Raw genomic sequence first — 22,736 nt, 5'->3', positions numbered from 1 at the left:
GGATTCACCCGCATTTCAGCCATCCTGTGTCCGACAGAGCTCTAATATAAATTATCCCGGTAGCTCTTTTCGAGTATCTTCCCCACTGCCTGCTCGTCGATATTCAGTAGCTTGGCATGTGCCGCCAGAATCTTCGCGCCTTTCGGAAGATCTTCTTTCGCTTGCCATGAGTCTGGTTCCCACAGACCCGAGCGGCGGAATGCTTTGGCACAATGGACAAAACATTCCTCCACTTCCACGCCGATGCCAAGGAGCGGCTTTTTTCCGTCGACCGCCATCTTCTCCAGTAACTCCTCATCCTTCACGACACAGGCTCTTCCATTGATTCGCAGCGTCTCGCCAAGTCCCGGAATTAAAAACAGCAGCCCGATTTTCGGATTCGATAAGATATTCCGGATGGAATCCATCCGCTTATTGCCCGGCCGCTCGGGAATGATCAGTTGTTTCTCATCGATCACGTATACAAATCCGGCTGCATCTCCGCGCGGGGATACATCACAAAATCCCGGCTCATCCGCTGTCGAAATCGTCAAAAACGGAGATTTGGCGATGAAGCTTCGGCAGTGTTCATCTATGTAGTTAATGACCTTATTGTTCACCAATTCACTCGGTTTCCCTGTAAGCTCCTGCAGTTCTTCTATTGTATTAATCGTGTTTGAAAAAGCCGATTCCGTTTTCATGTGTTATTCCCCCTTAGTTCCATGGGATTAATTATACCTGATGCCACTAAAAAAAGAGTGCACCGGCCCACCGATGTACTCTTACTTTGGAACGATTTACAGTGCGGCCATGCCGCCGTCAACCCGGTATTGGGAACCTGAGATGAAGGTACTTTCATCGCTCGCCAGGAACAGCACCAGGTTTGCGATATCGTTGGACTCCCCATAGCGGCCGAGCGGGATGCTTTTTGAAAGTGTCGCTTCGTCCACATTCAATCCCTGTTCAAGTGAACGCATCATCCGGGTATTGACCGGTGAGGGATGAACGGAATTCACACGGATATTCGCTGCTGCCGCTTCAACAGCCGCCGCTTTCGTCAATCCGACGACTGCGTGCTTGGATGTGATATAAGGAGAAACGCCAGGGCTTCCGCTCAAACCTGCGACAGAAGACATATTGATGACGCTGCCGGACTGCTGTTTGATCATAACGGGCAGTACATATTTCAATCCGAGGAAAACACCCCGCACATTTACATTCATCACTTTATCGAAATCTTCGAGTTTCTGATCGACAAGCGGTGCCACTTTTCCTTCGATGCCGGCGTTATTGAAGAACACGTCGATTGTGCCGAACTGCTCCACCGCTTTATTCACATAGTTCTGCACATCGGATTCTTGGGAGACATCCGCCTGGAAACCTGCCACATCGCCGTATTGCGCCAGATCAGCTACCGCTTCATCCAATGCTTCCCGGAAAAGGTCCACGAGTACGACTTTCGCGCCTTCTTTCAGGAATGTTTCCGCGGTCACCCGGCCGATTCCGCCTGTTCCACCTGTAATAAGTGCCACTTTGTTTTCGAGTCTTTTCATCTTCAATTTCCTCCTTTGATGATTGGCTATTTCCCCTGCACTTTCAGTGTAGAATTATCGAAAAAAACCGCAATATGCAATAATGAAAGAAATGTTCAATAACCGACAGATTCATGCCATGTGTTCAATAAAATATGGAAGGGGCTATTCCCATGACACGTCAACATCCGGATAAACGCGTCAGACGGACGACAAAAGACCTCCATGGAGCATTGCTGCATCTCATGGAGAGTAAGAAGTTCGACAAGATTACTGTTACGGATATTGTCAGAGAAGCCGGCTATAACAGAGGTACTTTCTATGCGTATTACAAAACGAAAGAAGAACTGCTTGAGGAAATGATTGCAGAAGTTTTTGAAGAAATGACAGAAGCTTATAGAAAACCGTATAAGAACCAGTCTGAAATCGACTTGGCCGCCATGAAACCGGAATCTATTGTTCTATTTGATCACTTTCTGGAATACCGAAAATTTTATAAGCTGATGCTAGAAGCGGACGGTCCTGTCAATTTTCATGGGCTGCTAACGGAGAAATTGGATTTCTTGTTTCGAACAGACTTTGACATCTTTTACATGGCAATCGACCCGGAAATCGATGCACATCTCTTCAGCACATACCGCACAACCGGCGTCATCGGTATGGTCCTCAGTTGGATGAAGGATGGCTGCAGAGAAACCCCTGCTTACATGAGCAATCAGCTTCTTCACGTCCTGCAGTTTCATGCGCCCGTAATCCGGGTTCGGCGCCAAGAAAGTCCAGCTCGGAGGAAGCAACTGAAATAACAGTGAACATGAAATGATCGATGTTTAATATGAACCGAATTTCTCCCGGCAAGCTTTCTCTTAAGTCAGCTATTTTCGAAATTCCACTCTGTTCGAATACCATTCGTGTCTCGCCCAAGCTTGCTCAACATCCGGTCTGTAAGTAATAAACGTACCCGTTTCACCGAATCACCCTTTCCTTCAATTGTATAATTCGATTTCCATTCACTCCGGTTATTTCTATATTCGGCACAAAAATACCCAGAGCCTCAGCTCTGAGGTTGTGCCCGTCTTTTTATGTTCCGGTCGCTTTTAACAGCTGTCGTCAATGCGTCTTCTAGCAGGTATTCAAGTAATGCCTGTTTCTCTTCAGCGCTGAAGATAAAGAAGCTGGCGCTCGCTTCCGCTTCCTCAGCTACACAATGTTCGATGATTTCCAAGCAGCCGTTTGAACTCCGGGAAATACATACCGCATTCAAGTCCTGTTCTATAACCAGGCGATTAGCCATTTTCTTAATTGTACTCAAACCAATCCCTCCTCTATATTCACCGGCGACTACAGAAATCTGATTTTTCAGGTATATCGTGTTTTCTATTATGTCAGACACTCCCTTTTTTCGCAACTTTTAAACACTTTCAAAAATGAATAATTAATCAACTAACTGGAATATTATTAGTTATTATTTTCTTTTAATCCCATCCAAAACGGCTTACATATTAATTATACATACAGGTAAATTAAGAATTTTTAGTTTGAAACATTGATCAGCCAGTACTTCAAAGCCGTTCATCCCAGTGAGGGATGAACGGCTTGAATAAAAAGCGCTATTGGTTTCATAATAACAGGACTATTGCTTTACTCATTTTTCATGCATTTGGATTCCGGAAACTTTTCAGGGGAACTGGAAAAAGTCTCGGTTGAACTGTTTGAAACTTTCACCACATTGGCTCATCTTCATTTGTTAATGTTAATGTTCGGGGATAAATAACAATACCAAACAGTAAGAACATACCGACTGCAACAAACAGAAACTGCCATACGGTCAAACCAAACGCCACATTCGACAAAATAACACCCATCGCCGGCAAGAATGCTACCGTGGCTCCCCGCTGCCTTGATTTTGTTGTCGGATACTGTTTGGCTCCGCAATTCGGACATGTCATCCCGGCCCCTCCTATCTTGAATGATTGCTTGACCGTTGTTTCCCAGCTCCATTGCTGGCCGCAATTCGCACAATGTGGCATGGATTCCCCTCCTCAGTCTTCTTCGTCTGCTGCAAACAAATAAGCCAGGAGCTGCTCCCGGTTTTCAGGAAATTGTTTTGTAATCTTATAATGAGCCGTCTCCTCATAGGCGATTTCTCTTATCCCCGGTTGATCAAAATCGAAAATGGCTGCACCGGGATAGCCGAGCAGGATGGGCGAATGGGTGGCAATGATGAATTGCGTCCGATTGTCAGCTGTCAGGTCATGAATGACTTTGAGCAAGGCAAGCTGCCGGGCCGGTGATAACGCTGCTTCCGGTTCATCAAGCAAGTATATCGCTCTTTCACCAAAACGATTCGTAAACAGTGACAGAAACGATTCACCATGCGACTGGGCATGCAGGGATTTTCCACCGTATGATTTGAACACATCCGCCCCCGGCTCTTCTGCCTGCAGCCTATCTAGATCTGAAGCGAAATTAAAGAACGATTCAGCCCGCAGGAAAAACCCGTTTGTCAGTTTCGGCATCCATGATAAGCGGACATATGGTTCGAGTGCAGTCTCGCCCTTCCGCATATTGCTTCTGTCATTACGGCTGCCGCCTGTCAGGTTAAATCCGCAATGGTCGGCGATCGCTTCAAGTAAAGTCGATTTCCCGGAGCCGTTTTCCCCGACGAAGAATGTAACGGATTCGTTGATCTCTATGTTCTCCATCTGCCTGATCGCCGGGATATTCAGTGGATAATCTTCGTAAGAGTGGATTTTTTCATGGAGCAATATAATGCGCTTCAGCACGTCTTCCCTTCCTTCCGGCAAATCACTTCTTCGTACCACACACCATCAGGAACAGCATCATCGCATAAGCATCCGGCTCAGTTCGGAGTTCACGGATCGCTGTGCTCAGCCGACGGAACTCATCCGTTGTCAGGATGCCGCTATCCGCTAATCCCCTCAGGCGTTCAGGGTTAAGTGTTTCTGCCAGCTCCTCGGCCCCTTGTACATCGCTGTGTGCAGCGATCATTTCCAATTCAACAGCAGAAAAACCTGCTGCTTTCAGCAGCCGCGGCAGCTGTCTTCCAATCAGCCGGTTTCCGCCCCCTTTTTTCTGCACTGTGGTGAGCTTGTTCAGAAGGAGATGGAAATCTTCAATTTCCGGTTCAATGATGCCGAATAACCCATCATCAATATCCGTGATGACCAATTTTCCGCCAGGTCTCAGGACTCGTTTAAGTTCTGCAATAACCAGTTCGGGCTCATGAAGATGAAGGAAAAGCATTCCGGGCAATGACAAAATCAAATGACTCGTCCGGCAGACCTGTATCATAGACGGAAGCCTGTATGAGCCGGGTTGCCGTTTGCCCATGCCGGTCAAGTAATTGCCGGGCATGTGCCAGCAGTTTCCCATCCACATCGAGCGCAGTTACTTTACTGTCCGGAAGCCGCTCGGCCAGCTGCTGCACTCCAAACCCGGGGCCGCAGCCAACCTCCAATAAATCCATTCCATTTGTGAGGCCAAACCACAGAAGGTTCCGGAATTCCTTCTTCCATGTAAGCCTTGATTGGGCTTGCAGCCGATCAATCTCTGCGGATAACCCGATACTGTTATTGTCTGCTTTATAGGTGGATCTTCGCAGATTCATCGCCTCTCTTCCTTTTAAAAACCAAAAGATTACATAATATTATTATTGCTATTAATTTTCTTTCTTGAATGAAGACAATTTATTCAAGTGCTTTTTTCGCCGAGTGTTCATCTTCTTTTTTTACATAGATTGAATGGAATGCACGCTCGGTCTCGTCCATCGCATCCTGCATGACGTTTCCGATGGTTGTATTCGGCCTTTCGATGACCGTCTCGAACGAAATGCCGTTCTGATATAACCGCTGTGCAATTTCCGTGTAATTTTTGTAGCCAACAGTTTCAGCTACTAGTATTTTATGTTTGAAGAATAATGACCGGAATAATCCCATGCGTTCTTCATTCCTTTCTGTACCTTAAATCAGCAGGGTCCTTTCCGTTCGGTTGCGTTCCGGATTTCAAACTGTCGAGCAGAACATAACCAAAAATAATGCCAGCTGTGATGGTCAATGTTTGCGATTCCATGGTCATGACTATGGTAGCCAGTGGCAGCACGGTTTCCGTTGCGAAGTACAAAATCGGCAATAATGCAATATAGCCCGCAGGCAGCGCAATCACGACCAGCTTCAACCAATCAACTGCCCACGGAGTACCCGCCCGAACCTGCAGAACGAACGTTGGCAGCCGCAGAAAAACACCGATGACGATCGGGAACACGGACATAAACTGAACTACCGGGATCAGGTGATAGGTCGCTTCCGCTTCTTCCTGCAATCGCGTCTGATATTGCAGTCCCACAACTAATACGGCGCTGATTATTATCAACCAGACTAAATAATACAAGAAACGTTTCATGTCCATTCTCCCTTCTCGGTACCCGTTCTTTCTAAATTATACGAATGAATTCCAGAAAAGTTCCAAAATCGGAATGAACAAAAGAAAAGACCCAAGCATGAGCTTTAGCCTTTTCTATTCACTCTGAATTTTTTTGGCCCATACGGCAAATGTGATTGCCAGCAGCAGAAAGACTGCCCCCATGAAAATAAAACCTGCGCCCATCCATAGCTGAAACGGTCCACTCCCGAATTGGTTGAATGGCGCCGGTCCATTAATAATCCACACATAACGCTCGTAATTCCCGTAGATTAACCAATACAGAAACAATGGGCTCAACAGACTTAGCACGGCAAAGCCAAGGAATACAGAAGAGAATCCTTTTAAGATACAAGCGATTGTTTCTCCTCCTCCCTTTTTTCGTCTATATGAATTGCCAACTCCTTTACAAACTGTGAAATGAAGTCTTCTCTTTTTTTCAACTAGATGGATATACTATTCATGATAGCGCAATTGAAAACAAATTTGACAAACTTTTTTCCAGTTGTTATCCAGTATTTCATTTACTAATGAGCCAAACTCTCCAGAAAGAAATGAGGAACCGTCATGAAAAAAGATGTACGGGAAGCTTTTAACAGGCTTGCCAGCGTGTATGCACAATCCGTTGATACGGATAGTCCGTACAATAGCGAGTATGAACGGCCGGCAATGCTTGAGCAGCTGCCTGAGGACTTGGAAGGGCATACGGCATTGGATGCCGGATGTGCCGCCGGATGGTATACAAGTCAGCTCACCGACCGCGGGGCTCGCGTCACAGGTATCGACAGCAGCGAAAACATGGTGGACGCTGCACGGCAACGGATCGGAAACCAGGCGGAAATTCTGCATCTGGACCTTGAAGATCCTTTGCCGTTTGAGCAAAACTCGTTTGACCTGATCATCAGCTCACTGACGCTCCACTACATCCGTGACTGGACGGACCCATTCAAAGAGTTCAAACGAGTCTTAAAACCCGGTGGCATTTTATTGTTTTCAGTCCATCATCCTCTTACAGACATCAACTTGCTGGAAGATGCTGATTATTTTTCCACGGAATTAATAAGGGATACCTGGCACAAGAACGGCCAGTCGTATGACGTTCCTTTTTTCAGGCGCTCCTTACAGTCGGTTATGAATGAAACACTGGCTCATTTTACAATCAGCGGGATAGTGGAACCGCTGCCCACAGCCGCATTCCGCGAACAAGATCCGGAACAGTTCAAACGACTCATGAAACGACCACAGTTCCTCATTGTCAAAGCCACTTAACATATAAAAAGAGGGGCTGTCCCGAAAGGTCATGAAAAATGACCTCGAGGGGCAGCCCCTTTTTTCTATTCGTAAAGAAGTAGCTGGGGTTCGGCCCGGCGGACGCTTTCCGCGGGCACGGCTTCAGACGCTTCCCTCGCTATACTCGGTCCAGGGTCTTCAGCTCGTGCTGGTCCCGCAGGAGTCGCCGCCGGCCTTCCCGCTAGTCAAGTCATCAATGCATACAAAAATCGTCCGTTTCTGTAAAATGGGAGTTACCACACAACCACTCAGAAAGGACGATTTTTATGCGCAATCCAACGATTGCTTCTACCGATTATACCATGCAACCGGCTCTTCCGTCAGGTAAATTACTTGAACATGAAATCGTAGTCTCCACCCAAGGGCGCCGGCCGGCGCCCGCATTCAAACCGTATGATCCGACCCAGGCCTTATCCATTCCTGATATTGGCGCCCTGATTCCCGACCATCATGTGGCTCGTGTGGTGGATCAGTTGGTTGAGGCTTACCCTGAGGAAGTGTTGACCGCCTGCTACCCTGGCGGCGGGCGGCCACCCTTTCACCCGAAACTGATGCTCAAGGTTATTCTCTATGCCTATTCCCAAAAAGTTTATTCCTGCCGGGGCATCGCCACGATGCTGCACGAGGATCTTCCGGCGATCTGGCTGGCGGCGATGCAGAAACCGGATTTCCGGACCATCAACCATTTCCGGAGCGTCCGAATGGGAGCGGTCATCGATCAGTTATTCGAGTTCACTGTTTTGGAACTTCACCGGCAAGGGTTTGTCGAGTTTGAGAACTACTTCCTGGACGGGACGAAGATGGAAGCGGACGCCAATAAGTATAGCTTTGTCTTCCGTAAGGCGGTGACGGGGCGGGAAGCGAAACTGAAAATCAGAATCCAGGAAACGCTTCAGGAAATCCAGGAGATTGCCAAGGCGGAGGGATTGGAACTGGGCCAGCTGGCCGAGGAGCCGGCGGCTGTGGAATTGGCTTCAGTTGCGAACCGGCTGGAAGACCAAGTGGATATCCTGACGGATCTCATCGCTGAGGAAAAGCTCGTGGAAAACAGAAAAGGACTCCGCAAACGGCACAGTCTCCTGAAAAAGAAAGTGAAACTGATTCGTGAAAACTTCATTCCCCGCCAAGAAACGTATGCGGAACAGCTCGCCGTCTGTGGAGAGCGCAACAGCTTCTCGAAGACGGACCCGGACGCCACATTCATGCGGATGAAGGAAGATCATATGAAGAATGGCCAGCTGAAACCCGGATACAATATCCAGATGGCGACCGAGAATCAATTTGTACTGTTCTATACCATTCATCAGCGCCCAGGAGATGCTCGCTGCCTGATTCCACATCTGGAAGAGCTGCAGGCATCTGCCCTGCCTATGCCGAAGACCATCGTCGCGGATGCCGGCTATGGAAGCGAAGAGAACTACCTCTACCTGATCGGGGATGAAAAAGAACCGCTTGCCGGCTTCCTGATCCCGTATGGCACCTATCTGAAAGAGCAGACGAAGAAGTTTAAAAACAATGAATGGAACGCGAAAAACTGGACGTATGAAGAAGCGGATGACCGATTCATCTGTCCAAACGGCCGCCGCGTCGTTTTCAAAAAATATCAGGAGAAGAAAAATGCATCGGGCTTTGTTCAGTCCTATAGAATCTACGAATGTGAAGACTGTACCGGATGTCCGCTGAAAGAATCGTGTACCAAGGCAAAGGGGAACCGTCAGGTTCATTGGAACCCGGTCTATGAGGAATTGAAAATGAAAGCGAAAGAAGCCCTTGAATGTGAGGACCGAAAATCGGTATATGCCCGAAGAAAAATCGAGGTGGAAACCGGTTTCGGCGATATCAAGGGCAATTTGGCGTTCCGCCGGTTCCATCTCCGGGGGCTTCAGAAAGTGCACATCGAATTTGGACTTATCGCCATGGCGCATAATTTTCGGAAAGTGGCCGGTTTCCTCCGGTCACTTTCCGAAAAAGCGAACTTTAAAAAAACAGGGAGAGAACAACCGATTGGTTATTCTCTCCCTGTTTTTAATTTAGGGGGCTTTTTGGACAGCCCCTCTTCTGTTCTTAATTTACTTTGTTTCATCAAACCAGACTTCGCCATTCCGATAACTCATCTGCTCCGGATAGCGGAGGTCTTCTACTGCATCTTGTGTTTCCTGATCCGGTGCTTTCGTAGCAAGGGAAACGACGATATTTGCAATGATTGCTGAAGCGGCTCCAAATACGCCTGCTCCGGTGTCCCCGATACCAAATAGCATGAAGCCACCGTATTTTGCCGCAAAAATATAACCCAGTGTCACAGCGAGCCCGATAAGCATTCCGGCAATGACGCCCGGTCCATTGGCGCGTTTCCACCAGACACCGAGTATCAGCGCCGGGAAGAAAGTTCCGGAAGCGAGGGCGAACGCCCATGCAACGATTTGTGTAATTGCTCCCGGTGGATCCAATGCCACAATCCCCGCCGCAACTGTCGCAATGACTATTGACCAGCGGCCGACAGACAAGCGTTTTTTCTCTGATGCCTGTGGATTGATGGACCGGTAGTAGATATCATGTGAGAGCGCAGCAGAAATGGCGATCATGAGTCCGCCTGCTGTCGAAAGCGCGGCTGCCATGGCGCCTGCAGCCATCAGCCCAATGACGAAAATACCAAGATCCGCGATTTCCGGCGTTGCCATAACCACAATGTCTCTGCTGATGACGAGTTCTGCCCACTGGAGAATTCCGTCACCATTCTGGTCTGCCACTGACAGTTCGCCGGTGTTCACCCAGGACGCTGTCCAGGCCGGCAAGTCCGCAATGGCTGATCCCGCGACTTGCGTCATGAGAATAAATCGGGAAAACGCAGCATAGGCAGGTGCGGATAAATATAGAAGTCCGATGAAGAGAAGTGCCCACGCCCCGCTCCAGCGGGCTGCTTTCATGGTCGGCACTGTATAGAAACGGACGATAACGTGCGGCAGACCCGCAGTTCCGGCCATCAGCGTAAACATCAGCGCCAGAAATTGCCATTGCGTTGCTTCTGTAAATGGAACCACATATTCTGTAATTCCGAATTCAACATCCAACTCCCGCAGTTCCCCAATGACTTGCCCATACGAAAGCCACGGAATGGGACTATTGGTTAGTTGAAGTGACATGAAGATGACAGGGATCAGATAAGCTGTAATCAAAACAATATACTGGGCCACTTGGGTCCATGTAATTCCTTTCATCCCGCCGAGTGCCGAGTAAAAAGCAATTAGCACAACCCCGATAATCGTTCCGATTGCTGTGTCAACTTCCAGCAATCGACCAATGACGATGCCGGACCCCGAGAGCTGTCCGATGGAATATGTAAAAGAGATAATAATCGTTGCCACAGCGGCGATTAATCGGGCTGTATCGCTTCTGTACCGGTCTCCGATAAATTCCGGCACTGTATAGCGGCCGGATTTCCGGAGTTGTGGGGCGAGCAGAAACGTCAGGAGTAAATAACCGCCTGTCCATCCCATTACATACGCCAGCCCATCATAACCCAGGAGCATGATTGAACCGGCAAGTCCGATAAAGGATGCGGCACTCATCCAGTCAGCTCCGATTGCCATGCCGTTAAATACCGCCGGGACATTTCGGCCGGCTACATAAAAGTCCGAAGTCTGTTTCGCCAAATTATAAAACGCGATACCAATGTATAAACCGAACGTCGCTAAAATCAACATTAATGACACGGCAAATTGTGTATCCATCGATTCTCCCCCTCGTCTCTCCACTGAAAGCGCTTTACTTTCAGCGAACATGCAATTTTGCGTTTCTCTTATTTTTTATGCTCGATACCGAATTTCTTGTCGATCCGGTCGCTGACGATCGCATTGATAAACAGCAAAAGGATGAATGTTAAAATAGCTCCTTGCGCGCCCATGAAATAATGGAATGGAAATCCATTGATCGTAATATCGGACAGCCCCCGTGCAAAGAATACGACGCCAAAGGAAACGAGAAATCCGATGAGCAGATAAACCGCAATCAAAGTCGTCCGGAGACGGAAATAAGCATCCGCGTCTTTTTTGTCAATTTTCCTCATGTCACTTCACCTCATTCTGAACATAATGGTGTTTCAATCTTTGACCATCAGCCTTGCAAAGAAAAAATAAACCGGACCGTATCGGTGAATGGAAGCGGAACCAGTATAATTTTTACGAGCATGAAAGTGAAAATCGCCCCTAGCGGCATCAGGAAGAAAGCCGCTTTTCTTTTCTTGATCCCCAGCATGACGGAAACCACTGTGAGAAGACCGAACACTGCCACCCAAACCACTTCTGATCACTCCTTATCTGCCTGTTTGGCTGCAATAACTTCCTCTCCTGCCTATACTCGCTTTACCATCTCCTCTCCTGTCCTTCTATTTTTTTAAAAATTACTAATATTCATCATTATTCTAAAGTGTGAGAGAATTGTCAACAGCTATTTTGACCGGTTGGTATGTTTGGGTATAATAAAAGAAGGAATTTCAACCGGGAATTGACCGATGAAAAGCCCCCTTCCTTGCCTTCTAAAATTGATTGGGCTTAAAATTGGGATAATAGGAATTCGCCTTTAAAAGAGCAGCGGCGAAAAAATAGGGGGGTTAATCATGAAGAAAATAAACCGGATCGGCCGGGCAGCAGCAATGATCCTGCTTTTTTTATTGCTTGGTGCCTGTCAGGCGGAAGAGGAACCGGAAGTGCCTGCCGAAAATGAAACAGTTGAAGATGCTTCCTATGAAGATATGGGGGATGACATTTACTATATTCCGCATAGTGAACTTGATGTGACTGTTGCATCGTTGAAGATGCTGAAAGCCGAGAACCCGACGATTGAAATTCTGTCCATCACAGAAGTGACGGGTACAGAAGGCGGAAACTTCAAGCCGATCATCGGCTATTTGATCGTCGCCAAAGACTTGGAAATCGAATAAGCGCTGCTGCATTTGCAGAAAAAACGCCTGGCGGCTGCCGGGCGTTTTCCAGTTACTTTATTCTTCCTGCCGGGGTTTGATGACACCGATCGGTTTTTCCGAATCTTTCTCTATTAACACCATATAGGAATCATCTTCTCCCGATAGCTCAAACGCGACGATGTACGCTTCCTGCCTGTCATACTTGTCATCGATCAGCTCTACGCGTGGACTTTCAAGCAACCCATATCCCACACTCACTTCCGCCGCTTGCCATGGTACAGTTGTGTTCTCTTGAATACCTAATGGTAAATAATCCCACGCAGTCTTTCTTACTCTGTCGAAGAAATCGGCATCCAGAAAATCGACATCCGTCACGTTGAATTCATTCGGGGCCCATTCTTCCGTGAGTGAAGGATCTGTGAAGGTGAGATGGACATTCTCTCCGATGTCAAAGTCTTCCACCCGATCCACATACAACGGGTTGGTGCCGACCCACACCATCTCTTTCTCAGCATCGATTTTCGTGACGGACCCGATGAGGTGGTCAGTCGTTGCATGCCGGTTCAGACAACCGGTGAGCAGCAAAATAACCAAAAGCAGACTCAATTTTTTCATATTATCCTCCAGCTTTCTCCGCCTTATTTCAGCATTTCCCGAAATGCTGCTGCAGTTTGTTCAAGCAGCGCTTCCCCGTTTTCTTGCGAACGGACTTCTTGTCCTTCAATGAGAAACTTCCCTTGGTACGCCCCGAGCGGAATGAATGCCCCTTCCGTCTGAGGACCGGTGAATGGCCGCAGGAACAGGAAGAATTGTTCCCCCGTCTCCATCACACCTGCACTGCTGAGCGCGAAATCCGTTTCCGGCAGGGCTTCTCCATCTTTCCCTTCCGGCTGATAGGTACCGCCCGTTTCCAACACCCGAATAGTGTCACCTGCCTTGAACTCTCCTTTGAATCCTTCCATCACGGCAATCTCGGAAATTGTGAACGGCAAATCGCCATGCACCACGACTTCCTGTGCCTGCACTTCCCCTTCAACAATTACGTCAGCTTCAGTCTGCATTTCTTCCGTCGATTCGAATGACGTCACCATTTCGGCGCTGCTTTTTATTGGCTCCGCTTCACTGACCGCTTCGCTTCCATCTTCACTGCAACCGGTAAGCGCAGCAGCAAAAAGCAGGCCGGCTAAATAACCTGCAGTTTTTTCCATCGCTCTTCTCCCCTTCCACAGGATACTGGCAAGCAGGCAAAGTCCTCGCTTCGCTTAGCCAGACGCCCATCACCTTATTTCATTCAGCATGCCATTTCGGATAGCAAATAGGCACCTGCCAGAACAATCACCGGAAACAACACATCGGATACACGGCCACTACCCATCCCACGAATTCAACGATTCCGGAAACTGCGCAGAGACAACGGTGAACAGGAGAAAATGGCGCGAACACTGAACCGGGAGCCCATCCCAGTAAAGGCAGAACAATCTCCACCATGCCGTCATTCGCTTTCTGTACATTATTTGTTGGCGCTTCACTTTCTCCTATTAAACTTCATTGCAGCTAAGTGGCTGCCGTAATCCAATTGCCAGTTAAAATGATGACAAAATCCGAATCACAGAGTCTCCCCCTATTCTTCAACAGGACCGTTAGTAGGCGTAAATACTCTATACAGACTGGCTATCGCTCCACTCCTCACGTCGAAATAATGAAAAAGTAAAGATTACTGGTTTGTTTACAATTGACGAAGCGCCGGCGCGATCGTGGGCTGGGCGGAGCTATAAGACGGGTGTTCTTCCCGGCTTACAGTGGGAGCCATGCCCTGAGCGACGAAAGCGTTTTGTAAAAGTCCCTTCTTTGATTTAACAACTTATAGTAAAATATACTTTTACATGCATGCTATTTCTGAGATCGTCATCCCGATCCATCAACTCTGCACCATTTTAATCTATTTGGGATTTCCTTCCTTAAGTGTAGCATAGATGGATTACATCTACAGAAACACTTCAGTCACTTCACTTTATCTGGACAACTCATTTACCCATCCACGAAAATCAGGCGAGTGATTTTCTTTCTTACTTTCATTTGTCGGTAAACCCGCTTAAGAAGTTACAATTTGTTTCCAGTTCGGGGCTGTTCAGGTATCTCATGCAGCCGGCCCCATAGAAGTTTCTGTAATTTTTTCAGTTATCGGTTTACAAATATTCTGCCTTCCCGTATAATCAGTCACAACATTGAAACTTTGAAAACTTCATACACAATGGATGAGGCGCAATGATCATGAGTACCTAAGCCCCGAAAGCTGCAACTTGGGCTAAGCGAAAGGGAGAATTGCCGAAACGGAAGTCTGCTTGCAGGCGGCTTGCCGTTGGATTGCATATTAAGAGTATGCAATTTGTCATTATTCTCGGAATAATGGAGTGCTTCCACTTGGATATAAGACAGATCATAGACAAGTCGGGCTCCTGAGCCCGGCTTGTCTTTTTTATTTCTCCGGAAAGAAGGCAGCCTATGAAACGACGTGTACTGAAATTCGGCGGCACCTCAGTCGCCAGCATCGACAAAATCAAAGCCATCGCAGAATACTTAAAAGACCGGACCGCACGCGACGAACAGCTTGTCGTGGTTGTCAGCGCCATGGGCAAGACGACAGATGAATTGCTGAAAACGGTGAGTTCAATCACGAAAACACCGAAAGAACAGGATCTTGCGGTTTTGCTGACAACCGGTGAACAGCAGACCATCTCCTACCTGTCGATCATGCTGAACGATTTGGATGTGGCGGCGAAACCGCTGACCGGCTTCCAAGCTGGAATTGAAACAGTCGGCCACCATTTAAAAAGTAAAATTTCGAAAATCAACACCGATTATTTTGAGCAATTATTTGAAATCCACGATGTGCTCATTGTTGCCGGCTTCCAAGGATTTAACACGGACGGTGAAATTACGACGCTTGGACGCGGTGGATCCGATACGACGGCAGTTGCACTCGCCGCTGCACTCGAAAGTCCATGTGAAATCTATACGGATGTAGCCGGTGTGTACAGCACAGACCCGCGCATTTATCCGGAAGCGCGCCGGCTCGAAGAAGTATCCTATGAAGAAATGATGGAAATGAGCGCGCTCGGGGCAGGTGTACTGGTCACCCGCAGTGTGGAAATTGCAAAAAACTACAACATTCCGATTTACTTGGGGAAAACGTTATCGGACGAGAGAGGAACTTGGGTAATGGCGAGAACTGAAATGCTTGAGAAAAAGGCAGTGACCGGTGTCGCGCTCGATAAAGACATGATCCATGTCACGCTGACGTATCCGCAATACGATACTGTATTACTCGATAACACGTTCATGTACCTCGAACAGGAAGAAATCAATGTCGATATGATTTCACAAATTACGAATAACGACGGCTTGCAGCTGTCATTCACAATGAAAGACACGGAAGAGACTCAGATCCAGAAAATTTTCAGCAAGCTTCAGGAAGTTTATCCGGATTTGTACGTTAAAATCGAGGACCGCTTCGTTAAAGTGTCGGTCATTGGCTCCGGCATGCGGGATATGACCGGTGTCGCCTCGAAAGTATTCCGGACGCTCATTGAAGCGAACGTGCCGTTCTATCAGGTCACGACATCTGAAATCTCCATTTCTTATGTGGTTGATGCCGATAACGGCGAACATGCCGCCCGCTTATTATGTGGCCGCTTTGATTTATAAAAGGAGGATTTACAGATGGTGAAATTGGCAGTAGTTGGTGCGACTGGACTCGTCGGCCGCAAAATGATCGAATTATTGGAGAAAAAAGATATTCCGGCGGATGAGGTGGTACTGTTTTCCTCCAAGCGCTCGGCGGGTTTGGAAGTTCCTTTTAAAGACCGGACACTTATTGTAGAAGAGTTGACAGAAGAAAAAACAGATGGCGGTTTTGATTATGTCCTCATGTCAGCCGGGGGCAGCACAAGCCAAACCTTCTCTCCGCTGTTTGAACGGCACGGCGCCATCGTCATTGATAATTCAAGTGCCTTCCGGATGGATCCGGAAATCGACCTTGTCGTGCCGGAAGTCAACACGCCGCAATTGAAGCGCGGTATCATTGCCAATCCGAATTGCTCGACAATCCAATCGGTCGTTCCGCTCAAACTTCTGGAAGATGCGTTCGGCGTATCCCGGGTCGCCTACACGACTTACCAGGCTGTATCCGGTTCCGGTGTGAAAGGGATTGAGGATTTGGCGCGTGGGGAACGCGGGGAAGAACCGGTCAATTACCCGCACGCCATTTACAACAACGCCCTGCCGCACATCGACGTGTTTGATGAGGATGGCTACACGAAAGAAGAAAAGAAAATGATGGACGAGACGCGAAAGATTCTCGGCAAACCGGAATTGGATGTGACAGCCACATGCGTACGGGTACCCGTTGAGAACGGCCATGCCGTCGCAATGAATGTCACGCTGAATACGTCACCTGCCGTATCACAACTTCAGCAAGTATTCCGGGACAGTTCTGCTGTCGTGCTGCAGGATGACCCTGCCAATAATGTCTATCCGATGCCGCTGACCGCCTCCGGACAGGAAGAAGTCTTTGTCGGCCGGATCCGTAAAGATGGGAGCCTGCCGAACAGCTATCACGTGTGGGTGACGAGCGATAATTTATTGAAAGGCGCGGCCCTTAATGCCGTTCAAATTCTCGAACAACTACTAAACCGAAATGAGGGATTGGAATGACACATTTATTTACGGGGATTGGGGTGGCGGTTACAGCGCCATTCCGTCACAATGAAATTGATGCGGAAAGTTTCCGTCGCCACCTTGAATTTCTGATGGATAACGGAGTTCAGAGCCTCATTATCAACGGAACGACCGGAGAAGGCTCCACACTCACTGCCGCAGAAAAGCGCCAGCTGCTCGAAATCGCGGTTCAGACTGCCGGCGGCCGGGTACCGGTCATTGCGGGGACCGGCTCCAATTCGACGGAGGCATCCATCGCCGCTTCCCTGGAAGCGCAGGAAATCGGTGTCGATGGACTCATGCTCATCACCCCGTACTATAATAAAACGAGCCAGCGTGGGCTGGTCGCTCATTTCACCGCAGTTGCCGATGCGGTCGAGCTGCCGATTCTCCTATATAACGTGCCTTCCCGCACCGGCATGACGATCACACCGGAAACGGTTCAGGCGCTCAGCATGCATTCGAATATCGCCGGTCTGAAAGATGCGACAAGCGATTTCAATTACTTATCGCAAGTAAAGCTGCTGACGGATGACGCGTTTGCTTTGTACAGCGGCAATGATGACTCGGTGCTGCCGTTTCTCGCGCTTGGCGGCCATGGGCTGATTTCTGTAGCGGCGAATGTGCTGCCGGCTGATTACGCGGCGTTGTATGAACAGGCGCAAACTGATCTTGCCGCTGCCCGCAGCATTCATTACCGGCTGTATCCGCTCATTTCCGCACTCGGAGCAGACGTCAACCCGATTCCGGTCAAAGCCCTCACTGCTCACCTTGGATTCGGCGAATATGAAGTCCGCCTGCCGCTCGTGCCGCTTGAAGAAGACGTTCGTCAAAATCTGGTCGAGCTGTTCGACGGACTCCGTGCGGAGGTGCAGTAATGCGGTTGTTGTTACTCGGATTCGGGGCCATGAACAAACGGACAGCTGCGCTCGCAGAAGCGCGCGGCCATGAAATTGCCGGCGTCGTGCTCAGCAGCCCGAAAGACGGCATCTCGTATCCGGTGTTTACACCAGCGGATGAGTTACCGGACGCGGATGCCCTGATCGACTTTTCGCACCCGGCACTCGTCAAAGAATTGCTGGCATCGGACCCGTCCCTCCCGCTCATTATTGCAACCACGGGCGAAAAAGAGGAATTGGTTCGACTCTTGCAGGACAAGGCGGAGACGCAACCGGTGTTCTTTAGTGCGAATATGAGCTACGGCGTACATATCCTGCAAGAGCTCATCCGCTATGCGACACCGCTTCTCGGCAATTTCGATATCGAGCTGACTGAGCGGCATCACAATAAAAAAATCGATGCGCCGAGCGGTACGCTTGTTAAATTATACGATGCCATCAAAGAAACGCGGCAGGACGTGGAACCGGTGTATGACCGCCATGCCCAGGAAGCGAAGCGGACCGACAAGGAGATCGGCATTCATTCGATCCGCGGCGGCACAATCGTCGGTGAACACGAAGTCCTGTATGCCGGGCATGACGAAGTAATTGCGATCCAGCACAAAGCACAGTCGAAAGATATTTTTGCAAACGGAGCCATCGATGTCGCGGAAAAGCTCGTGACGAAACCGAACGGCTACTACACATATTCGAATTTAGGAGTGGATTAATTTTGGTAAAAGAATTTACAGCACAGGAAATCATTCAGTACATCAGTGATTCAGACAAGAAAACCCCATTGAAAATATACGTAAACACCGAATTTGTGAAATCCGACTTCCCTTCAAGCTTCCAGGTATTCGGCAACGAGGGGTCCTTCACGATCTTTGCGGATTTGAAAGACTGGAAGCCGTTCTATGAAGCCAATGAAGCACAGCTGCAGGATCTGGTCATTGAACAAGACCGCCGCAACAGTGCCATCCCGCTTCTCGATGCGACAAACATCAACGCACGGATCGAGCCGGGTGCATTCATCCGGGAACATGCCGTTATCGGCGACAGTGCCGTCATCATGATGGGCGCGACAATCAATATTGGCGCAGTGGTCGGTGAAGGTACGATGATCGATATGAACGCGGTCCTCGGCGGCCGCGCTACGACAGGCAAAAACGTCCATGTCGGCGCAGGTGCCGTGCTTGCAGGCGTCATTGAACCGCCAAGCGCAAAACCGGTTATCATTGAAGATAACGTCCTGATCGGTGCCAACGCAGTCGTTCTTGAAGGCGTAACAGTCGGTGAAGGCGCAGTTGTCGCAGCAGGCTCGATCGTGACAGAAGATGTGCCGGCCGGCGCAGTTGTGGCAGGCGTTCCAGCCCGTGTCATTAAACAGGCGAGTGAAGTGCAGGGCGGGAAAATTGAAATCGTCCAGGCCCTCAGAAAACTGAATCAGTAATCGGCGAAGAGGCGGAATGCCTCTTTTGCCTTTCATGGAGTGATTTTCAATGGATTTACAGGAAACGTTAACAAAACACCGCCGGACGCTGCATCAGATTCCGGAACTCAGCTTTGAAGAATTCAAAACGGCTGCATATATCCGCAACACACTTGATGAGCTCGGCATTCCATATATGACGCCGCTTGAAACAGCAACGGTCGTCTACTTAGAGGGAAATTCAACTACAACGGTCGGTTTCCGGGCGGATATTGACGGATTGCCAATCGCAGAAGAAAATGAGATTTCCTTCAAGTCGGTACATGTCGGCGCCATGCACGCCTGCGGCCATGACGGGCACACGTCGATGCTCTTGACTTTTGCCGAGCGCTGTCAGGCATTGCAGCAATCCGGCAGCCTGCCGCATAATGTGCTTCTGTTGTTTCAGCCATCAGAAGAAGCGAATGCGGGCGCGGGCCGGCTCGTCCGGGAGTTTCCATTCGCTGACTACAATCCGGCTGCGATTTTCGGTCTCCACTTGATGCCGGATAATCCGGCAGGCACGCTGTTGACAAAAAATGGTCCGCTGACTGCAAGTGCGACTGAATACCGCATCCACATTGATGGCAAGTCGGCTCATGTGGCAAATAAAGAAACCGGTGCGAATGCGCTTGGTGCATTGAACGCCATCGTCAGTCAGATCCAGCAGCTCCAGCATTTCTTTCTGAGCGGCTTGAATCAGAACATCGTGCATATCGGTAAAATGCAGGCCGGTGAAGCGATCAACACGGTTCCATCAAACGCTTACCTGGAAGGAACCATCCGAACGTATGAACTTGGTGATCTCAAAACTGTTCAGGAGAAACTGCAGGCCATCGCAGCCGGAACCGATGCCTTATTCGGTACGTCAACGCGCGTGGAGTTCGCAGAAGGCTACCCGCCGGTTGTGAACGATCCTTCCCTGCTGCCGTTTGTAACGGAATGCGCGGCGGAAGCAGGTCTTGATGTGGTGTTGAAAGACAAACCGTATTTATTCGGTGAAGACTTCTCCTTTTACCGGGATGCAGCCGTTACGCATTTCGCCTTCCTTGGGGTGCAGGACAAAGGGCAGGGCTATACGAGCGGCCTTCATACCGCCCGCTTCAATTTCGACGAGACGAGCCTCACTTATGGCGTCCGTTTCTACGAAACCATCCTTCAGAAGTTTGGTGAAACCCAATGACAGCGACACTCACCATCAATCAGACCAATTTATACGATCAGGCCCGGCAACTGCAGGGGCAGACGGATGTGCTCGCTGTCGTAAAAAACAACGCGTACAACGTCGGCCTGGATTTGGCCTTCCGGACGTTCTATAAAGCGGGCATCCGGGCGTTCGCCACCACCTCATTAAAAGAAGCGGTGGAACTTCGGCAGCTCGATGACCACATTGCCATTTTCCTGATGAACCCGTCGACTGATTTCGATAAACTCCGGGAAAACCGGATTGCGATGACTCTCCCTTCCCTGCCGTTCTTCCGGGAACACGAACAGGATTTGCAGGGCATCGATGTCCATCTCGAGTACAAGAACCTGCTCCGCCGCTCCGGCTTTGACCGGGCGGACGAGATGTTTGAAGTGCTGGAAGCGGGAACTGTCAACGTAACCGGTGTCTGGACCCATTTTGCATTCGCTGATGAGATCGGGTCGGCCGAGTACGAGAAGGAAAAACAGGACTGGCTCGATTTGCTGGAATCGATTCGAGCTGAAGCGCGCGGCCTCCGGTTCATCCATGCCCAAAACAGCGCGTCGTTTGTTCGGGATGGATTGTTTCCGGGCCATACCCACGCCCGCCTCGGCATATTATTATATGGCTCCCGGCCGTACAGCGGATTGCCGGAAAGTCTGGCTCCCGCTGTCGTATCCGTCAGCGCGAATATCATTCAGACCATCCGGCTGAAAGCGGGCGAAAGCTCCGGCTATTCGAGCGCTTTCCGTGCAGAGAAAGACTGCGTTGTCGCCATCGCGGATATCGGTTACGGTGACGGCGTGCTCCGGACGCGCGCCAAGCATGAAGTGCTGATCAACGGCCGCCGTTACCCGATCGGCGCTCTGATGATGAGTCATTTGCTTGTTGTCGTTGATGAGGACGTGCAGCCTGGTGACACCGTGTATCTGTATAACGATGTGCTGCGGGTGGATCATTACACATTCCTTGGTGTCGGGGCGAATTCTGAACAGATGAGTGCCTTGAACCATAATTCGCTCACAAAGGAGATTTTGGCATGAATTTAACGAGAAATGAACGAGGTGAACTGACCATACGCGGTGTTTCTTTGCCGTCTTTGGCTGATGCGTATGGCACACCGCTTTTTGTTTACGATGAAGATGAAATCCGCAGCCAGTGCCGCCGTTTTCATGACTCGCTCTCAACAAGCGGATTGGATTACACTGTTTCATACGCCAGTAAAGCGTTCAGTTCCGTCCAGCTTTTCCGGCTGATGAATGAAGAAGCCATGGGGCTTGATGTCGTCAGTGAAGGCGAGTTGTATACGGCGCTTGCGTCCGGATTTCCGGCGGACCGCATCCACTTCCATGGCAATAACAAAACCGAAGCGGAAATCCGCTATGCGCTGGATGCCGGCATCGAGTACTTCGTCATTGATTCGATCGGGGAAATCGAGCGGATCGATGCGCTTGCAGATCGCGATGTCGAAGTGCTTGTCCGTATCAATCCGGGTGTTGAAGCTCATACACACGAATTCATCCAGACCGGCCAGGAAGATAGTAAATTCGGCTTAAGCATTGAGAAAGGGCTGGCACTGGACGGCATAAGCCGCATCCAGGCAGCAGAGCACCTCGTATTCAAAGGCGTCCATTTCCACATCGGTTCACAGATTTACGACCCGAACGGCATGATTACGACGATCGATAAAGTGCTGCGCTGGCTGCATGAAAACAACATCCAGGCAGATGTCCTTAATGCCGGCGGCGGCTTCTCCATCCGCTACACGGATGAAGATATCAGCTATCCGATTGAAGATGGCGTAACCCGCATTACAGAAACTGTGAAAAACGTGTGTGCTGAACTGGATTATCCGGTGCCGCACCTGTCGCTTGAGCCCGGCCGTTCCATTGTCGGTGAAGCAGGCTTGACGTTGTACCGCGTCGGGACGGTGAAAGACATTCCCGACGTCAACACGTATGTATCCATTGACGGCGGCATGAGCGATCATATCCGCACTGCGCTGTATGATGCAAAATATACATTGCAGCTTGCCAATCGCGAGCCGGAAGGCAAAGAAATTACAACCACAGTGGCCGGCAAGTTGTGCGAATCCGGCGATTTGATCGCAAAAGGCATTGAACTGCCGCCGGTCGAGCCAGGGGATCTGCTTGCGGTTCTGTCGACAGGCGCTTACCATTACTCGATGGCGTCGAATTACAACCAGATGCTGAAACCGGCTATCGTGTTTGTGAGCGGCAATGATCACCGGCTCGTCATCCGCCGGCAGTCGCTTGAAGATTTGCTTGTGAATGAAGTGACGGACGATCAATTGGGAAAAACGAAGTGA

At 49.4% G+C, this 22,736-nt stretch carries 25 protein-coding genes, 1 pseudogene and 1 riboswitch; of the genes and pseudogenes, 12 read left to right on the top strand and 14 right to left on the bottom strand.

Annotated features, from left to right (window positions below):
* Positions 1–41 precede the first annotated feature (41 nt).
* The gene (locus tag B0X71_RS08390; RefSeq protein ID WP_077588996.1) at positions 42–680 is read right to left on the bottom strand and encodes a pyridoxamine 5'-phosphate oxidase family protein; all 639 of its coding nucleotides are present in this window, start codon (positions 678–680) and stop codon (positions 42–44) included.
* A gap of 96 nt (positions 681–776) precedes the next feature.
* Positions 777–1,532: an SDR family NAD(P)-dependent oxidoreductase gene (locus B0X71_RS08385; RefSeq protein WP_077588995.1), complete on the bottom strand. Its 756-nt coding sequence runs from the start codon at positions 1,530–1,532 to the stop codon at positions 777–779.
* A 152-nt stretch (positions 1,533–1,684) separates the two neighbouring features.
* On the opposite strand from B0X71_RS08385, the gene B0X71_RS08380 reads away from it, so the two are divergent.
* The gene (locus B0X71_RS08380; protein WP_077588994.1) at positions 1,685–2,314 is read left to right on the top strand and encodes a TetR/AcrR family transcriptional regulator; all 630 of its coding nucleotides are present in this window, start codon (positions 1,685–1,687) and stop codon (positions 2,312–2,314) included.
* A 248-nt stretch (positions 2,315–2,562) separates the two neighbouring features.
* Here B0X71_RS08380 and B0X71_RS08375 read toward each other — a convergent pair whose 3' ends face one another.
* The 7 genes from B0X71_RS08375 to B0X71_RS08345 all read right to left on the bottom strand — a co-directional run bounded on the left by B0X71_RS08375 (position 2,563) and on the right by B0X71_RS08345 (position 5,930).
* Positions 2,563–2,820, bottom strand: coding sequence for a hypothetical protein (locus tag B0X71_RS08375; RefSeq protein ID WP_077588993.1), 258 nt, complete (start codon positions 2,818–2,820; stop codon positions 2,563–2,565).
* Between the two features lie 409 nt (positions 2,821–3,229).
* Positions 3,230–3,538 (bottom strand): TIGR04104 family putative zinc finger protein, encoded by a 309-nt coding sequence (locus B0X71_RS08370; protein ID WP_077588992.1) that lies wholly within the window; start codon positions 3,536–3,538, stop codon positions 3,230–3,232.
* Between the two features lie 12 nt (positions 3,539–3,550).
* Positions 3,551–4,294 (bottom strand): AAA family ATPase, encoded by a 744-nt coding sequence (locus B0X71_RS08365; protein WP_232336810.1) that lies wholly within the window; start codon positions 4,292–4,294, stop codon positions 3,551–3,553.
* A gap of 22 nt (positions 4,295–4,316) precedes the next feature.
* Entirely contained in the window at positions 4,317–4,796 is a 480-nt protein-coding gene (locus tag B0X71_RS08360) for a methyltransferase domain-containing protein (RefSeq protein ID WP_156889814.1), read from the bottom strand.
* On the bottom strand, positions 4,753–5,139 hold the full coding sequence (locus tag B0X71_RS08355) for a class I SAM-dependent methyltransferase (protein ID WP_077588990.1): 387 nt from the start codon (positions 5,137–5,139) through the stop codon (positions 4,753–4,755). Before B0X71_RS08355 ends, B0X71_RS08360 begins: the two co-directional genes overlap by 44 nt.
* Before the next feature lie 79 nt (positions 5,140–5,218).
* Positions 5,219–5,467 carry a hypothetical protein gene (locus B0X71_RS08350; RefSeq protein ID WP_077588989.1) on the bottom strand — a complete coding sequence of 83 codons (249 nt, stop codon included), beginning with the start codon at positions 5,465–5,467 and terminating at the stop codon, positions 5,219–5,221.
* A 7-nt stretch (positions 5,468–5,474) separates the two neighbouring features.
* Positions 5,475–5,930, bottom strand: coding sequence for a hypothetical protein (locus B0X71_RS08345; protein ID WP_077588988.1), 456 nt, complete (start codon positions 5,928–5,930; stop codon positions 5,475–5,477).
* A 585-nt stretch (positions 5,931–6,515) separates the two neighbouring features.
* Here B0X71_RS08345 and B0X71_RS08340 point away from each other — a divergent pair.
* The gene (locus tag B0X71_RS08340; RefSeq protein ID WP_077588987.1) at positions 6,516–7,217 is read left to right on the top strand and encodes a class I SAM-dependent methyltransferase; all 702 of its coding nucleotides are present in this window, start codon (positions 6,516–6,518) and stop codon (positions 7,215–7,217) included.
* A 287-nt stretch (positions 7,218–7,504) separates the two neighbouring features.
* Positions 7,505–9,169 (top strand): annotated as a pseudogene (locus tag B0X71_RS21370) (IS1182 family transposase); the annotation flags it as partial.
* Between the two features lie 138 nt (positions 9,170–9,307).
* On the opposite strand, the gene B0X71_RS08330 reads toward B0X71_RS21370, so the two are convergent.
* The 3 genes from B0X71_RS08330 to B0X71_RS08320 form a co-directional block, all read right to left on the bottom strand.
* Positions 9,308–10,966 carry a sodium:solute symporter family protein gene (locus B0X71_RS08330; RefSeq protein ID WP_077588985.1) on the bottom strand — a complete coding sequence of 553 codons (1,659 nt, stop codon included), beginning with the start codon at positions 10,964–10,966 and terminating at the stop codon, positions 9,308–9,310.
* A 68-nt stretch (positions 10,967–11,034) separates the two neighbouring features.
* On the bottom strand, positions 11,035–11,301 hold the full coding sequence (locus B0X71_RS08325; RefSeq protein ID WP_077588984.1) for a DUF4212 domain-containing protein: 267 nt from the start codon (positions 11,299–11,301) through the stop codon (positions 11,035–11,037).
* Between the two features lie 47 nt (positions 11,302–11,348).
* The gene (locus tag B0X71_RS08320; RefSeq protein ID WP_077588983.1) at positions 11,349–11,534 is read right to left on the bottom strand and encodes a hypothetical protein; all 186 of its coding nucleotides are present in this window, start codon (positions 11,532–11,534) and stop codon (positions 11,349–11,351) included.
* A gap of 316 nt (positions 11,535–11,850) precedes the next feature.
* On the opposite strand from B0X71_RS08320, the gene B0X71_RS08315 reads away from it, so the two are divergent.
* Positions 11,851–12,174: a hypothetical protein gene (locus tag B0X71_RS08315; RefSeq protein WP_077588982.1), complete on the top strand. Its 324-nt coding sequence runs from the start codon at positions 11,851–11,853 to the stop codon at positions 12,172–12,174.
* 57 nt (positions 12,175–12,231) lie between these two features.
* Here the strand turns inward: B0X71_RS08315 and B0X71_RS08310 are convergent, their stop codons facing one another.
* Positions 12,232–12,771, bottom strand: coding sequence for a hypothetical protein (locus B0X71_RS08310; RefSeq protein ID WP_077588981.1), 540 nt, complete (start codon positions 12,769–12,771; stop codon positions 12,232–12,234).
* Between the two features lie 23 nt (positions 12,772–12,794).
* Positions 12,795–13,364, bottom strand: a complete 570-nt coding sequence (locus B0X71_RS08305) for a hypothetical protein (protein WP_077588980.1) — start codon at positions 13,362–13,364, stop codon at positions 12,795–12,797.
* Positions 13,365–14,403: 1,039 nt separating this feature from the next.
* Positions 14,404–14,581: riboswitch (Lysine riboswitch) on the top strand.
* Positions 14,582–14,658: 77 nt separating this feature from the next.
* Here B0X71_RS08305 and B0X71_RS08300 point away from each other — a divergent pair.
* Genes B0X71_RS08300 through lysA form a run of 8 tightly spaced genes read left to right on the top strand, consistent with a single transcriptional unit; the run spans position 14,659 to position 22,736 of the window.
* Entirely contained in the window at positions 14,659–15,861 is a 1,203-nt protein-coding gene (locus tag B0X71_RS08300; protein ID WP_077588979.1) for an aspartate kinase, read from the top strand.
* 15 nt (positions 15,862–15,876) lie between these two features.
* Positions 15,877–16,869, top strand: a complete 993-nt coding sequence (locus B0X71_RS08295; RefSeq protein WP_077588978.1) for an aspartate-semialdehyde dehydrogenase — start codon at positions 15,877–15,879, stop codon at positions 16,867–16,869.
* Complete coding sequence (gene dapA, locus B0X71_RS08290; protein ID WP_077588977.1) at positions 16,866–17,750, top strand: 4-hydroxy-tetrahydrodipicolinate synthase; 885 nt, start codon at positions 16,866–16,868, stop codon at positions 17,748–17,750. The genes B0X71_RS08295 and dapA overlap by 4 nt, the downstream gene beginning before the upstream one ends.
* Positions 17,750–18,481 (top strand): 4-hydroxy-tetrahydrodipicolinate reductase, encoded by a 732-nt coding sequence (dapB, locus tag B0X71_RS08285; RefSeq protein WP_077588976.1) that lies wholly within the window; start codon positions 17,750–17,752, stop codon positions 18,479–18,481. The genes dapA and dapB overlap by 1 nt, the downstream gene beginning before the upstream one ends.
* A gap of 2 nt (positions 18,482–18,483) precedes the next feature.
* Positions 18,484–19,203, top strand: a complete 720-nt coding sequence (dapD, locus tag B0X71_RS08280; protein ID WP_077588975.1) for a 2,3,4,5-tetrahydropyridine-2,6-dicarboxylate N-acetyltransferase — start codon at positions 18,484–18,486, stop codon at positions 19,201–19,203.
* 49 nt (positions 19,204–19,252) lie between these two features.
* A complete protein-coding gene (locus B0X71_RS08275) occupies positions 19,253–20,404 on the top strand; it encodes a M20 metallopeptidase family protein (protein ID WP_077588974.1) in 1,152 nt (383 codons plus the stop codon).
* Complete coding sequence (locus B0X71_RS08270) at positions 20,401–21,450, top strand: alanine racemase (RefSeq protein ID WP_077588973.1); 1,050 nt, start codon at positions 20,401–20,403, stop codon at positions 21,448–21,450. The genes B0X71_RS08275 and B0X71_RS08270 overlap by 4 nt, the downstream gene beginning before the upstream one ends.
* A complete protein-coding gene (gene lysA, locus B0X71_RS08265; protein WP_077588972.1) occupies positions 21,447–22,736 on the top strand; it encodes a diaminopimelate decarboxylase in 1,290 nt (429 codons plus the stop codon). The genes B0X71_RS08270 and lysA overlap by 4 nt, the downstream gene beginning before the upstream one ends.

The sequence above is a fragment of the Planococcus lenghuensis genome (genome assembly GCF_001999905.1).
GTDB classification, from domain to species: domain Bacteria; phylum Bacillota; class Bacilli; order Bacillales_A; family Planococcaceae; genus Indiicoccus; species Indiicoccus lenghuensis.
Note: the sequence above shows the minus strand (reverse complement) of the source record. Positions and strands in the feature narration are given on the sequence as shown.